Source organism: Pseudomonas sp. GW823-FHT06E10 (assembly GCF_058794995.1).
This window is the reverse complement of sequence record NZ_JBXAHJ010000001.1, coordinates 499,213-513,968: the sequence shown is the minus strand read 5'-3', so window position 1 is coordinate 513,968 and position 14,756 is coordinate 499,213. Positions and strand designations below refer to the sequence as shown.

10 protein-coding genes are annotated in these 14,756 nt (G+C 61.9%); 8 read left to right on the top strand and 2 right to left on the bottom strand.

All coding sequences use genetic code 11. The features are described from left to right. Nucleotides 1–46 precede the first annotated feature (46 nt). The 3 genes from AC1Q6Y_RS02355 to AC1Q6Y_RS02345 all read left to right on the top strand — a co-directional run bounded on the left by AC1Q6Y_RS02355 (nt 47) and on the right by AC1Q6Y_RS02345 (nt 5,652). Nucleotides 47–2,077, top strand: coding sequence for a pyridoxamine 5'-phosphate oxidase family protein (locus AC1Q6Y_RS02355; protein WP_492623990.1), 2,031 nt, complete (start codon nt 47–49; stop codon nt 2,075–2,077). A gap of 274 nt (nt 2,078–2,351) precedes the next feature. Next, nucleotides 2,352–3,548 (top strand): DUF3142 domain-containing protein, encoded by a 1,197-nt coding sequence (locus AC1Q6Y_RS02350; protein WP_492623989.1) that lies wholly within the window; start codon nt 2,352–2,354, stop codon nt 3,546–3,548. Next, nucleotides 3,535–5,652 (top strand): hypothetical protein, encoded by a 2,118-nt coding sequence (locus AC1Q6Y_RS02345; protein WP_492623988.1) that lies wholly within the window; start codon nt 3,535–3,537, stop codon nt 5,650–5,652. Before AC1Q6Y_RS02350 ends, AC1Q6Y_RS02345 begins: the two co-directional genes overlap by 14 nt. A gap of 3 nt (nt 5,653–5,655) precedes the next feature. Here the strand turns inward: AC1Q6Y_RS02345 and AC1Q6Y_RS02340 are convergent, their stop codons facing one another. Continuing rightward, entirely contained in the window at nt 5,656–6,285 is a 630-nt protein-coding gene (locus tag AC1Q6Y_RS02340; protein ID WP_090452245.1) for a LysE family translocator, read from the bottom strand. 145 nt (nt 6,286–6,430) lie between these two features. Between AC1Q6Y_RS02340 and AC1Q6Y_RS02335 the strand changes: the two genes are divergently transcribed. Next, a complete protein-coding gene (locus AC1Q6Y_RS02335; protein WP_057712676.1) occupies nt 6,431–6,904 on the top strand; it encodes an Lrp/AsnC family transcriptional regulator in 474 nt (157 codons plus the stop codon). A gap of 92 nt (nt 6,905–6,996) precedes the next feature. Here AC1Q6Y_RS02335 and lpdA read toward each other — a convergent pair whose 3' ends face one another. Then, complete coding sequence (lpdA, locus tag AC1Q6Y_RS02330; protein WP_057712677.1) at nt 6,997–8,397, bottom strand: dihydrolipoyl dehydrogenase; 1,401 nt, start codon at nt 8,395–8,397, stop codon at nt 6,997–6,999. 214 nt (nt 8,398–8,611) lie between these two features. Here lpdA and hflK (AC1Q6Y_RS02325) point away from each other — a divergent pair, with 214 nt between their 5' ends. The 4 genes from hflK (AC1Q6Y_RS02325) to AC1Q6Y_RS02310 are packed head-to-tail and all read left to right on the top strand — an operon-like array spanning nt 8,612 to nt 14,566. Next, nucleotides 8,612–10,570 carry a protease modulator HflK gene (gene hflK / locus AC1Q6Y_RS02325; RefSeq protein ID WP_492624020.1) on the top strand — a complete coding sequence of 653 codons (1,959 nt, stop codon included), beginning with the start codon at nt 8,612–8,614 and terminating at the stop codon, nt 10,568–10,570. Next, nucleotides 10,567–11,604 carry a protease modulator HflC gene (gene hflC, locus AC1Q6Y_RS02320; RefSeq protein WP_492623987.1) on the top strand — a complete coding sequence of 346 codons (1,038 nt, stop codon included), beginning with the start codon at nt 10,567–10,569 and terminating at the stop codon, nt 11,602–11,604. Before hflK (AC1Q6Y_RS02325) ends, hflC begins: the two co-directional genes overlap by 4 nt. Next, complete coding sequence (hflK, locus tag AC1Q6Y_RS02315; RefSeq protein WP_492623986.1) at nt 11,601–12,659, top strand: protease modulator HflK; 1,059 nt, start codon at nt 11,601–11,603, stop codon at nt 12,657–12,659. The genes hflC and hflK (AC1Q6Y_RS02315) overlap by 4 nt, the downstream gene beginning before the upstream one ends. Next, entirely contained in the window at nt 12,656–14,566 is a 1,911-nt protein-coding gene (locus tag AC1Q6Y_RS02310) for a cation-translocating P-type ATPase (protein ID WP_492623985.1), read from the top strand. The genes hflK (AC1Q6Y_RS02315) and AC1Q6Y_RS02310 overlap by 4 nt, the downstream gene beginning before the upstream one ends. The last annotated feature ends 190 nt before the right edge of the window (nt 14,567–14,756 follow it).

Sequence of the window (14,756 nt, the reverse complement as noted above, 5' to 3'; positions counted from 1 at the left end):
TGCCGGGCCGCCCCGTTCTGCGCCACAGGCGCAAGGGAGCAGCCGTATGGACCGTTCACCCTGGCATGCCGGCGAGAAACAATTGCAGGCGCATGTGGGCGTTGCCGAACGAATGGAGGCGTTCGGTCGTAAGGTGATTCGCAGCGAGATGCCGGACCAGCACCGCACCTTCTATCAACAATTGCCGTTCATGCTGTACGCAGCGGTGGATGCCGACGGTCATCCCTGGGCCAGTGTCCTTGAAGGCCAGCCCGGTTTCGCACATTCGCCAGAACCTGGCTTGCTGCAATTTCGCAGTCTGCCGGCCTTTGATGATCCCGCGCAGTTGAGCGAAGGCTCGGCCATCGGACTGCTGGGCATCGAGTTGCACACCCGCCGCCGTAACCGCATCAATGGGCATGTCAGTGCCATGACCATGGATGGTTTCGCGGTGACGGTGGACCAGTCCTTCGGCAATTGCCCGCAGTACATTCAGTTGCGCCAGTTTCGCTCGGTGCCGCTGACCGATCCTGCGACCCGTGCCGCCCAGCATTTCGGCGAACTGGATGACGCGAGCAAAGCCATGATCGCCGAGGCGGACACCTTTTTCGTTGCCAGTTATGTGGACGTCGACGGTGAACGCTCGGTGGATGTTTCTCACCGCGGCGGTCAGGCCGGTTTCGTACAGGTGGAAGGCAATCGCCTGACCATTCCGGATTTCGCCGGCAACCTGCATTTCAACACCTTGGGCAACCTGCTGCTCAATCCCCGGGCCGGGTTGTTGTTCATCGATTTCAATACCGGTGATTTGCTGCAGCTCAGTGGGCGCACCGAAATCATCCTGGACGGTCCTCAGGTCGAGGCGTTCCAGGGGGCCGAGCGCCTGTGGACGATCGATGTCGAGCAAGTGGTACGTCGTCCGGCTGCCCTGTCGTTGCGCTGGCGCTTCGATGGCGTTTCACCCACCAGTTTGCTCACCGGTACCTGGGAGCAGGCCAAGGCGCGTTTGCAGGCCAAGGCCCTGGGCGATCAGTGGCGGCCGTTGCGGGTGACGCGGATTGAAGCGCAAAGCCACAGCATTCGCTCGCTTTACCTGGAGCCCGCCGACGGAGCGGGGTTGCCACTGTTCCAGGCCGGGCAGCATTTGCCTTTGCGCCTGAACATTGACGGCGATGTGCATATCCGCACGTACAGTTTATCGAGCGCACCGTCCGATGATTTTTTCCGCATCAGCGTGAAGCGTGACGGACGGGTGTCTACGCATTTGCATGAGCAGATTCGTGTCGGCGACCTGCTGGAGGCGCGGGCGCCGCAAGGGCATTTCACCGTGGCGCCCCATGAGCGTCGACCATTGGTGTTGTTGGCGGCCGGGGTTGGCATCACGCCGCTGTTATCGATGCTGCGGGAAGTGGTTTACCAAGGGTTACGCACCCGGCGTATCCGGCCCACATGGTTCATCCAGAGTTCGCGCACGCTGGCCGACCAGCCATTTCGCCGCGAACTGGATCGCTTGCTCGAGGATGCCGGTGACGCGGTGCGGGTAGTGCGTTTGCTCAGTCAACCGGAAGCCGAGGCGATACAAGGAGAGGACTTCGACCTCAGTGGACGGATCGACGTCGCGCTGCTCAAGGATCTGCTGACAGTCGAGGACTACGATCAGCCGGATTTTGTGGTCTGCGGTCCCGGGAGTTTTACCCAGGCGTTGTACGACGGCTTGCGCGAGTTGGACATTCGCGATTCGCGGATTCACGCCGAAACCTTCGGCCCGTCCACCTTGCGCCGGCGACCGGACCCCGATGCGGTGGTCATCGAACAACCGCCAGCCGCCACCACGTCCGTGCCCGTGGTGTTCCAGCGTTCGGCCAAGGAGGCGCGCTGGCAGCCAGACGGCGGCAGCTTGCTGGAGTTGGCGGAAAGCCGTGGCCTGCGCCCGGAATTCAGTTGTCGCGGCGGCTCCTGCGGCACCTGCAAAACGCGCTTGATCAGCGGTCAGGTGCATTACCCACTGCCGCCAGCGGAGGTGCCGGATGACGGACAGGTGCTGATTTGCTGTGCGATTCCGGCGCAGGGCGCGCAACCGCTGGTACTCGATATCTGAATATCATTGCAGGCGAACATTGCCCGCCGGTCGATGGCTGAGTAGGGTAGGGGCAGAACGAACAAGGGCCGCAGAGGGTAGTGCCTATCAGTTAAGCCCCGGACATTGTGGGAGCGAGCTTGCTCGCGATAGCGGACCGTCAGGCACCCCTTGTGTGACTGTCCAACCGTCATCGCGAGCAAGCTCGCTCCCACAAGGTTTGCGGTGTTTAAACGCTTAACTGACTGGCATTCACCGCACAGGCCCTTTCTGCATTTCAGGAACAGGCGTTTCAATGGTTTTTTTCACTCGCTCGATGGTCTTGCTGATGGCGCTGGCGCTCACCACCGGTTGCGAAAGACAGGATGCACCGCCGCTGGATCAACAGCTTTACGTCTGGCAGCGGCAGTGGACGCCGGCCCACGACGCTGCCCTCAGGGATAGCCGCGCCGACTTTTCGATGTTGCGGGTGCTGGCCTTGCAGGCCTTTCCCAACGCGGGCTGGAGTCGGGCCCGGATTGACCCGGCACTGCTCAAGCGCGATGGCCGGCCGGTGATTGCGGTGATTCGCCTGGATGGGCAGCTCAAGGCGCTGGATCAGGATGAGATCACAGCGCAAATCCGCCAGGTGATCGGCGACTGGAAGGGACATGGGCTGAACCTCGCCGGCGTGGAAATCGACCACGATGCCGGTAACGCTCGGCTACCGGAGTACCGCCAATTTCTCGCGCAGTTGCGCGGAGCATTGCCGACTTCGCTGGTACTGAGCATCACCGCGTTGCCATCCTGGCTCGACAGTCGCGAACTGCCGGCGCTGTTATCCACAGTCGACAGCAGTGTGTTGCAGGTGCACGCGGTGAGCGATCCGCGTCGTGGCTTGTTCGATGCTGATCAGGCCCGGCAATGGGCGAAGGCCTGGAGCCGTATCACGACGAAACCGTTCTATCTGGCGCTGCCGGCCTATGGCGTGGCGTTGCTGCCCTCGGCGGGTGGCGCGCCCGTTGTGGAAAGCGAAGTGACGGTGGAGCGTGAAGGGCTGCGTCGGGAATTGCTTGCCGACCCTCAGTCATTGCGCACCCTCGGCACCGAGTTGCGTGCCGATCCACCGAAACATCTGGCGGGCCTGATCTGGTTTCGCCTGCCATTGGCCAACGACCGTCGGGCCTGGAGCTTGACCACTTTGCTCGCCGTGGCGCGTGGTGATGTCCTCGACAGTCAATTGAAACTGAAACTCTCGGCCGACAATGGCCTCTATGACATCGGCATCAGCAACCAGGGCAATCTCGACAGCGCCTGGCCCGAACGCCTGACACTGGCGGTCAGCGGTTGTGAGGGGGCCGATGCCTTGGCCGGTTACGCGTTGCAACAGCGTCCGGATCTGCTTACCTTCACCCGCCTGCGTGATGGCCGAATACCGGCCGGCGGACAGCGTGCCGTTGGTTGGGCTCGCTGCGCACACATTGATCAAGGAGGTTCGAATGTTCACCCGTAACTGGCCGCGTCATTTGCTTTGCCTGAGCCTCAGCCTGCCGCTGGGTTCGGCACTGGCCTGCGGTCCGGACTTCCCCATGCGCCTGCTGGATAACCGAGGCCAGTCGCTGGCGGAACTGCCGGAAGGCAACTTCAGCTTCGAAATCAGCCGCCTCGGTCACGCCATCAACGGGTTGAAGAACGTCGCCGCTGGCGTTGACTACACGGATGTACCTGACGCTGTAGCGCTGCGCGATCAAGCCGAGCAGGCGGGACTTTCCGCCGAACAACAGGTGTTGGTGAAACACTTGCGCAGCCTGACCGATGCCCGCCAGGTCGAAAGCGAGGGCGCGCAACTGCCGCCTGAGCTCAGGTTGTACCTGGCCGGCGCTGTGGCATTTGCCGTGGGTGATCCCGCCTTGGCCGCCGGGTATTTCAAGAAAGTGCTGGCCCTGCCCGCAGAGCAACGGGCCTCGCGCAGTACCTGGGCGGCTTACTCGTTGGGTCGAGCGTTGTTCGCCATGAGCGCCGAAGCCAATGCGGCTCCGGATCTGCTCGAACAATCCCGTGACGCCTTCGAGCAAACCCGGCAACTGAGCATCGACGGCTTCAGTGATCCACTGGAACTGGGTGTCGCGAGCCTCGGTGAAGAAGCCCGGGTGGTGCGCACCGCTGGCGACTGGAACCGCGCCATCGAGTTGTACGCCACGCAGAATCTGCACGGCTCCGCGGTGGGCTACACCTCGTTGAAGCTGTTGATGGCGGACCTGATGACGCTGCCGGATGATCAAGTGGCCGAGTTGCTCAAGGGCCAGCCAGTGCAGCAATTGGTGACAGCATCGCTGATCAGTCGGTTGGGGTGGTCGTTCGGTGATCAACCGCCCAACGAACAGAAAATGATCAAGCTGCTGCAAAACAGTACCCGTGGCAGCCTCGAAAACGCCGACCGCCTGGCGGCAATGAATTATCAACAGGGTGATTACGCCAGCGCCAAGGCTTTCCTCGAACAGGCTGGCGATGGTGGGTTGGCCTGGTGGTTGCGGGCGAAACTGGCGGTGCGCGAGGGCAACAAGAGCGCGGCCGCCGCAGCCTATGCCAAAGCGGCGCAGGCCTTCCCGCAGAATGAATCCTGGGGCGAGCGCCGCACACCGGACTTCGATTACGAAACGCTCCAGCCCAAATGCCGGGTCGAGGGTGAAAGTGCGATCCTGGCCCTGCAACGCGGGGATTACCTGCAAGCCTTCGATCAGCTGTATCGCAGCCAGAGCATTTACTGGTTCGACGCCGCCACCGTTGCCGAGCGCGTGTTGACCCTCGAAGAACTCAAGCACTACGTAGACACTCAAGTGCCGGCCCCGCCGCCGCTCAGCCAGCAGGACCGCGACAACTATGTGCCCTTGCCGGTGGCGGCGAGCCTGCGCAATCTGCTGGGCCGTCGGCTGTTGCGCGAGGGGCATTACGAGCAGGCGCCGGCGTACTTCGACAATGACGGCTTGCGGCACAAGGCAAAGCTGTATGGCGAGCAACGTCTGGCAGCTGATTCAGCCTGGTGGCCGACCCGTCGCGCCGCCGCTCTGTTCAATGCGGCCTGGACGGCACGCGAGTGGGGGATGGACATCCTGGGCTACGAAATGGCGCCGGATTACGCCACGTTCGGCGGTAACTACAGTCTCGAAAACACCGAACTCAAGGTCGGTCCTTTGGTGGCCGAGGACGAAGTGAAGCGCCAGCAGGCCAGCGCAGCCCAGCCTGATCAGCGTTATCACTATCGCTTCGTGGCCACCGCGCTGGCGAGCAAGGCGGCGGATAACTTGCCTCACACCAGTCAGGCGTTTGCGGCGGTGCTGTGCGAGGCGTCGGGGTGGAACAGCAGCCTCGAAGAGCAAAGTGCGATATATCGGCGTTATGTCAAAGAAGGGCCTTACGTGGAATGGGCCGCCGATTTCGGCCACCAGTGCCCGTACCCCGACTTCGAAAACGCCGACAAACGCTACGTGACCCAAGTGACCGACGCTGCGCGTTCGGCCTTGCGACCGTACAAGATGCCTTTACAGGTTGGTAGCGTAGTGGTGTTCGCGGCAGCGGCGCTGTTGATGTTCAAACGCCGCCGCCGCAAGGCGCAGTGAGGTTCAAGCCTGTTGCACAAAGGTCAGCCGCACGGCGAAACCGATCAACAGGCTGCCGAACAACCATTGTTGCAGGCGCTGGGCTGAGGGGCTGCTTTGCAGCCAACGGCCGAGTGCGGCGCCGACCAGGGCGTATGCGCTGTCGAACAGCAACCCGACACTAACCAGCACCACGCCCAAGGTCGCAAATTGCCCGAGCACCGGCCCAGACTGTGGGTCGATGAATTGCGGTAGCAGCACCGAGCAGAACAGCAGTGCCTTGGGATTGAGCAGGTTGGTCAGCAGTCCGCGTCGGATGGCTGCGCCCCAGCGCGGTTTTTCGCCGGTTGTGTCGGCGCTGGTGAGGCTCGGCAGCATCGTGGTTCGCAGGCACTGAATGCCGATCCACAGCAGGTACGCGGCACCGGCCAGGCGTACCACGTCGAACGTCCAGGGCGCTGCCTTGAACAGTGCCGCCAGCCCCAGCGCCGCCAATGCCACATGGCAACCCCGGGCAATACCCAGGCCCACGGCCGTGGCCAGCGCGGCGCCTTTGCCTTGGCGGGCACCGGTCTGCAACAGCAGGATCATGTCGGGCCCCGGCAACAGGTAGACCACCGCCAGTGCCATGAAAAACAGCCAGAGACCTTGCATGTTGCACCCCATTCGTTGTCGATTTGGTCGTGCCAGTCTAGGGCTGAAGGGCGGGGCAGGTGCTTGCGTTGTCAGCTTCTATCGGGTCATGTATTGGCATAATCTGCCACTTAATCAAGATTGAACCATCAGGATCTACCAAACCATGAAACTCGACGCCTACGACCGCAAGATTCTCGCCGCACTGCAACGGGATGGCCGCCTGAGCAATGTGCAACTGGCAGACGAGATCGGCCTGTCGGCATCGCCATGCTTGCGCCGGGTGCGGATGCTTGAAGAGGCGGGGGTGATTCGCGGCTACCAGGCCAATCTGGATCGCGACGAAGTGGGGTTGGGGCTGACAGTGTTTGTCGGGGTCAAGGTCGAGCGTCATAACGATGAGCAAGCCGAAGCCTTCCGCCTGGCGGTGACGGCATTGCCGGAGGTGATTTCGGCGTTTCTGGTATCAGGAGAGTCGGATTTTCTGCTGCAGGTAGTGGTGCCGGACTTGCGTGCCTATGACCGGTTTCTCACCGGGCGTTTGTTGAAGTTGCCGGGGGTGAGCGACATCCGCAGCAACTTTGCGATTCATACTGTGAAGGCCCCGGGGGTGTTGCCGCTGGAGCATTTGCCGCTGTAGACCGAGTCGTTTGCATCGCGAGCAAGCTCGCTCCTACAGGGAGCGGGCTTGCTCGCGAAGGCGATAAATCAGTCACTGCAACTCTTCAAGTCTTACATCTGCGTCGCCATCCCCTCCACATTCATCGCCGCCTGGCGCAAGGCCTCGGAGCGAGTCGGGTGTGGATGGCAGGTCAGGGCGATGTCTTCGGCCGAGGCGCTGAACTCCATGGCCACGCAATACTCGCCAATCATTTCACTGACGCTCGGGCCAACCAGATGCACGCCGAGGACTTCGTCCGTGCGTTCATCGGCCAGCACTTTGGCGAAGCCTTCGGTCTCGTGGTTGATCTTCGCCCGGCTGTTGGCGGTAAAGGGAAATTTGCCGACCTTGTACGCCCGACCTTCAGCCTTGAGCTGCTCTTCGGTTTTGCCGACGCTGGCCAGCTCCGGTTTGGTGTAGACCACACTGGGGATCAGGTTGTAATTGACCTCGCCAGCCTTGCCGACCATCTGCTCGACGCAGGCCATGGCTTCGTCCTCGGCCTTGTGGGCGAGCATGGGGCCGGAGGTCACGTCACCAATCACCCAGACCCCGACGGCTTCGGTGCGATGCCCCTTGTTGGCGAGCATGCCGCGCTTGTCCGTGGCGAGGCCGACGTTCTCCAGGCCCAGGCCCTGTGTATAAGGTCGGCGCCCGATGGCCACCAGCACGTAATCGGCTTCAAGCAATTCGGCGGCACCGCCTGCGGCAGGCTCGATGCTGAGCTGCACGCCGGTGGCGGAGGTGGTGGCGCTGGTCACTTTTGAACTCAATTTGAAACTCAAGCCTTGTTTGCTCAGGGAGCGCTGCAGGGTTTTGCCGGCTTCGATGTCCACGCCTGGGCAGATCCGGTCGAGAAACTCGACCACCGTTACCTGTGCCCCAAGGCGTCGCCAGACCGAACCCAGCTCCAGGCCGATCACGCCGGCGCCGATCACTACCAGATGCTTGGGCACCTCGGTCAGCGCTAGGGCACCGGTGGAGTCGAGGATGCGTTTGTTATCGATATCCACGCCGGGCAGGGGCGTAGGCTCGGAACCGGTGGCGATGATGATGTCCCTGGCACTCAGTTCGGTCTTGCCGCCGGCGCTATCGGTCACCGTGACTTTGCCCGGCCCGTCGATGTGGCCCCAGCCTCTGATCCAGTCGACCTTGTTCTTGCGGAAAAGAAACTCGATGCCCTTGGTCAGCCCGGTAACGCTTTCATCCTTTTGCTTCATCATCTGGTTGAGGTTGAGCACGGGTTTGACTTCGATCCCCAGATTGGCGAATTCCGCGCCCTTGGCCGCGTCGTACAGTTCGGAGGCATGCAGCAACGCCTTGGATGGCATGCAACCGACGTTCAGGCAGGTGCCGCCGAGTGTGGCGCGTCCTTCCACGCAGGCAGCTTTCAGACCCAGTTGTCCGGCGCGGATCGCCGCGTTGTAACCGCCGGGGCCACCGCCGAGTATCACGACGTCATAAGTGCTCATGGATGTACTCCTGGATCGAATGGGGAAGGGATGGGTAAAAGTAGTTCCTGAGTAAAATTACGAACGTAATATGTGCGTTCTGCCGCATTTCGGTCAAGGCTTCAGCCAAGCGACAGGTTGGGCATCTTTAGATAGCGCGCTCGAGTACGAAAATTTCACCATTTTCGTTATATCGTAACGAATTGCCATGCAAGCGAAGACACTCTGGGGTGGTATGCAAGTCGATCTCGATGTTGATGAAACGCCGTTAGCCGGGTTGCCGCGCTTTCAGCAGGCGTTCATTCAAGGGCGGCGTTTGCGCCAGTTCGCCATCGGTGCGGGCGTGCTCGCGACGGTAGGTGTGCTGCTGGCGTTTTTTGCCGGGCTGTTTTCCTCGCAAACACTGTGGCCAACATTGCTGCTGAACCTGAGCATGGCGTTTGTCGTGTTGATGGCGGGTTTGCAATCGGCCTGGTGGGTGGCCCAGTGGCGTGCTCGCGCCATGAACCCCGTGGGGAAGGTGATTGCTGTCGACGAATCTGTCGCGCCTTCGGGGTGGTATGAGCGTTTACTGGACCGGATCAGCCTGCAATCGCAGCACCTGCTCGGGCAAATCGGTGCGCCAACGCTGTGGCTTGGTGGCTGGGCATTGTTGGCGGTATTGGGCGTCGAACAGGCCTGGAACCTCACATTGCCCCCGGCAGCACTGGGGCTGGCAGCCAATGTCGGGGCAGCGTGCTTCTTGCTGTTGGCGTTCGGCCTGTTGGTGATGGAGCGTCATCTGGCGCAGGAAAACACCGCGCAATGGCCTGAAGCCGCCACGTTGGCGCAATTGATCCGTGTGGCGATCATCAGCCTGGCGCTCGGTGCTTTTTGTCTGTTGTTTGCCGATGAAACCTCGGTATGGCCCGTACGCCTGGCGGTGTTGATTGGACTGCTGCCGGGGCTGGTGGCGGCAGAACTGTTGCTGCGCGCGGTGTTGTCATTGTTCAGCCCGCGCCGTGAACGTCTTGAGCCAGAGCTACTGGCGCGCAGTTTTATCGCTGACATGTTGCGCTGGCCACCACAGCCATTGCTGGCGTTGCAGCACGAATTGCATAACCGCTTCGGCATCGATCTGCGGCAGATCTGGGCCTTCAGTTACATGCGTCGGGCCTTCCTGCCGGTGTTGGCGGTGGTTGCGCTTGTTGGCTGGTCGCTGACCGGCATTCACGAAATTGCCCTGCAAGAGCGTGGCATCTACGAACGATTCGGTAAGCCAGTGGAGGTGTTTGGCCCAGGTTTGCATATGGGGTTGCCTTGGCCATTGGGCCGGGTGTTGAGCGTCGAGAATGGCGTGGTACACGAGTTGGCCACCAGTGTTGGCGAAACCACGGCCCCTGCTCAGGCGGACCCCGCTGAAGGCCCGGCCCCGGCAGTTGCCAATCGTCTGTGGGACGCCAGCCATGTGAACGACAAGTCCCAGGTGATCGCCAGCAGCCGAGCCGACAAGCAGAGCTTTCAGATCGTCAACATGGACGTGCGTTTCGTCTATCGCATTGGCCTCAGCGATGAGGCGGCGTTGGCTGCGACCTATAACAGTGCCGATGTACCGATGTTGATTCGCAGCACCGCCAGCCAAATCCTGGTTCACGACTTCGCCTCGCGCACCCTCGACGGATTGCTTGGCGAGGACAGGGTAGGGCTGGCTGAAGAGATCGGCCGCGCGGTTCAGGCGGACCTGCAAAAACTCGACAGCGGCGTGGAAATTCTCGCCACGGTGGTCGAGGCTATTCACCCTCCGGCCGGTGCAGCCAATGCCTATCACGGCGTGCAAGCGGCGCAGATTGGCGCGCAAGCCTTGATCGCCCGTGAACGTGGCGCCGCTGCCGAAGCTACCAATCAGGCGCAGTTGCAGGCCAGCATCGCCCGCGATCAGGCGACGGCCAGCGCCCGCGAAATCAATGCCGGCGCCCAGGCAGCGGACCTGAAATTCAACGCCGAACAAAAAGCCTATGCCAGCGCCGGTCAGGCCTTTGTGCTGGAGCAGTATTTCAGTCAGTTGTCCCAAGGGTTGGCCAACGCCAAATTGTTGATTCTTGATCATCGTCTGGGCGGCAGCAGCAATGCGCCGACCATCGACCTCCGTACGTTCACGCTGCCGGTTGACCCTGCGCCGTCGCGTAAAACCGCTCAGCCAGGAGCTGCCAATTGAGCCAGTCCCATACTCACGATCACGATGACCACGGCGGCCACGATCACGGCCATGGCGGGCACCATCACCACGGCCATCATCATCACGGCGATCCGCAGGAGGCCGGTCCATTCCCATGGCGTCGGATGGGGTGGGCGGCATTGCTGGTGGCGTTTGCGGTCGCTGCCGCGAGCCTGGTGCAGGTGCGCTCGGGTGAGGCCACGGTGATCACGCGCTTCGGCAACCCCTCACGGGTCTTGCTGGAGCCGGGACTGGGCTGGCGCTGGCCGGCACCGTTCGAAGCAGCGATCCCTGTGGATCTGCGGCTGCGTACCACGTCCAGCGGTTTGCAGGATGTCGGCACACGGGACGGTCTGCGCATCATCGTTCAGGCCTACGTGGCGTGGCAGGTGCAGGGCGATCCGGACAATGTGCAACGTTTCATGCGTGCGGTGCAGAACCAGCCCGATGAAGCCGCGCGGCAGATTCGCACCTTTGTCGGCTCCGCGCTGGAAACCACCGCCAGCAGTTTTGATCTGGCGAATCTCGTCAATACAGATGCCAGCCAGGTACGCATCGCCGATTTCGAAACACAACTGCGCAAGCAAATAGATCAGCAGTTGCTCACCACTTATGGTGTGCGCGTGTTGCAGGTCGGTATCGAGCGATTGACGCTGCCTTCGGTGACGCTCACCGCGACAGTCGACCGGATGCGTGCCGAGCGCGAAACCATCGCTACTGAGCGCACGGCCATCGGCAAGCGTGAAGCCGCGCAAATTCGTTCCGCCGCCGAGCGTGATGCGCGAATTGTGCAGGCCGATGCCACAGTGAAAGCAGCAGATATCGAAGCGCAATCGCGCGTCGAAGCGGCGCAGATTTATGGCCGCGCCTACGCGCAATCGCCGCAGCTCTACAACCTGCTGCGCTCGCTCGACACCTTGGGCACGGTGGTGACGCCAGGAACCAAGCTGATTCTGCGTACCGACGCCGCACCGTTCCGGGTCTTGGTTGACGGTCCGCCGAGCCTCGACAACAAGTCCGGATCGCAGCCATGAGTTTGGTTCCACGTGGAACAAATGAGTTGAGCAGTCCCTGGATTCAGGCCGGGCGCTTGGCGTTTCTCGCCCTCTACGCGGTGACGGTGTTGGCGGCATTGGCGTGGGCGTTTTCCAATGTGAGGCAGATTGATCCGCAGAATCGCGCGGTGGTTTTGCATTTCGGCGCGCTGGATCGCATTCAGAATGCCGGATTGTTATTGGCCTGGCCGCAACCGTTCGAGCAGGTGATTTTGTTGCCGACGGCGGATCGGGTGATCGAGCGCCGAGTGGAAGGTTTGTTGCGCAGTGGTGCCGCGATGCAGGCAGATCGCGTGGCCAGTTTTGCCACACCCATCAGCGATGCCCTCGCAGGTTCCGGCTATCTGTTAACGGGGGATGCCGGAGTGGTGCAACTCGATGTGCGGATTTTCTACAAAGTCACCGAGCCCTATGCATTCGTGCTTCAAGGCGAACACGTGTTGCCGGCACTGGATCGTCTGGTGACCCGCAGTGCGGTCGCGCTCACGGCCGCACGGGATCTGGACACTATCCTGGTCGCTCGCCCGGAATTGATCGGCGCTGATAGCCAGGCGGCGGAACGGCGCGAGCGCTTGCGTGGCGATCTGGTGCAGGGCATCAATCAACGGCTGGCCGAACTCACCGCGACGGGGCAGGGCTTGGGGATCGAAGTGGCGCGGGTCGATGTGCAATCGAGTCTGCCAAGCCCGGCGGTCAATGCCTTCAATGCGGTCCTGACAGCCAGTCAGCAAGCCGACAAAGCCGTGGCCAATGCGCGTACCGAAGCCGAAAAGCTGACGCAAACTGCCAACGAGCAAGCCGACAGAACATTACAAGTTGCCCATGCCAAGGCCAGTGAGCGACTGGCCAAAGCGTCTACCGACACGGCCACTGTGTTGAGCCTGGCCAAGGCGCAACAACAGGGCATTGATCCGCAAATGCTGCTACGCATTTATCGCGAGCGGTTGCCGAAAATTCTCGGTCAGGCCGGTTCGGTCACCACGGTCGATCCCAAAGACGATTCCCGCCTGATCATTCAGGGAGCTGCACAATGACCGCTCAAACCGCCGCCGTACCGAGCCTGTTGTCATCGGCCGAACAGCGCCGCGCCGCGCGCCAGTTGACCCTGGCCATGCTTGCGTTGGGCCTGCTTGCGCTGGGCTTGATCTGGCGTTGGCTGGCGCCGGAGCAGACTGGTGTCAGTCAGCTGCTGCTGGGTTTTGCCTCGCTGCTGGTCGCCGTTCCGGTCATGCGTTCAGCCTGGTACAGCCTGCGTTATCCAAGCCTGCACGGCATCACCGATCAATTGATCGCCCTGGCCATGCTGGGTGCCTGGGCCACCGGCGATCTGCTGACGGCGGCGCTGTTGCCGATCATCATGATTTTTGGCCACGTGCTGGAAGAGCGCAGCGTGATCGGTTCCCAGGAGGCGATTCATGCCCTCGGCAAATTGACCCGCAGCCACGCGCGCAAGGTTCAGGCGGACGGCTCCATCATCGAAGTCGACAACGGCACGCTCAAGGCGGGCGACCTGGTCGAGGTCCGCGCCGGGGATAGGGTGCCCGCGGATGGCCGGGTGTTGTCCGGCCAGGCCAGCCTGGACACCGCCTCCATTACCGGCGAATCGGTACCGATGGAGGCGGGCGTCGGCATGTCGGTGTTCGGCGGCGCGATCAACCTCGACGGTCTGCTACGGATCGAAGTGACCCGCACCGGCCAGGAATCGACCCTCGGCAAAGTCATCGCCCTGATGCAAAACGCCGAGCGCTCGAAACCGCCGATCACTCGTCTGCTGGAGCGTTACGCGGGCAGCTATATGGTGCTGGTGTTGCTGCTGGCGGCGGTGACCTGGTTCATCACCAACAACGCTCAAGCGATGCTCGCGGTGTTGGTGGCGGCCTGTCCTTGTGCGCTGGTGTTGTCGGCGCCGGCCACGGCGATTGCCGGGGTGGCGGTAGCGGCACGCCACGGGATTCTGATTCGCAGTTCTGCGTTCCTTGAAGAGTTGGCGGACCTGACTTCGCTGGTGGTCGACAAGACCGGGACGCTGACCTTCGGCACCTTGCGCCTGCAATCCATCGACAGTCCGCTGGAGGATCGCAGTCAGCTCCTGAAGCTCGCCGCCAGCCTTGGCTCGGCCAGCAGTCACCCGGTCAGCCGTGCGCTGGCGGGGTTGGTGACCCAGGAGCATTTCCTGCTGCTTACTGACATCCATGAGCGCCAGGGCCTGGGCGTGGTGGCGATGACCGGGCAGGGCGAAGCGGCGCTCGGCCGGCCGGAGCTGTTCGCGCAACTGGGCATCAGTACAACGGAGGTTCCCGATCACGACGGTCCGATTGCCGGGTTGGCGCTCAACGGTGAATTTCTCGCCTGGTTGTTGTTGGCCGACAGCGTCAAACCCGAGGCGCAATTTGCCTTGGGTGAGTTGCGCGACCTCGGGTTGGGTCGCCAGTTGTTGCTCACCGGTGACCGGCACAGCGTCGCACAAACGCTCGCCCGGGATGTCGGGATCAGTGATGTCGAAGCGCAGGCCCTGCCCGAAGACAAACTGAAGCGTGTGCTCAAGGAAATCGACAGCGGTTTCCGGCCGATGGTGGTCGGCGATGGGATCAACGATTCCCTGGCCCTCAAGGCTGGCGTGGTGGGTGTCGCCATGGGCGCGGGCGGTGCGGACATCGCCTTGGCATCGGCGGATATCGTGCTGATCGGCAGTGACCTGCGCCGCCTCGGTACTTGCGTGCGCCTGAGTCGTCAGTGCCGCCAAACGTTACAGGTGAATGTGATCATCGGGCTAGGCTGGACCCTGGCGATCGTGGCCTTCGCCGCGTTCGGCTGGCTTGGCGCTGCCGGGGCGATGATTGCGGCGTTGCTGCACAACCTCAGCACCTTGCTGGTGTTGGGCAATGCCGGTCGTTTGCTGCGGTTCCAGGAGCCACTGCTCAAGCTCAAGGATGAAGCCTGAAGGCGAATGCTCTAAACCGGGCAATCACGGTGGGCTTCAACTTTTTAGAACTGTGCGCCCGGTTCGTAGTCTTTGAAGATGAGGGCACATCATTTTGTGCGTTCGCGGCGGCCGGTTCTGGCGTCGCGAATCATTGAAAACGGCTATTAATTCGATAGCCAGCTATTTTTCAAAGATGGTCTACCCTCTG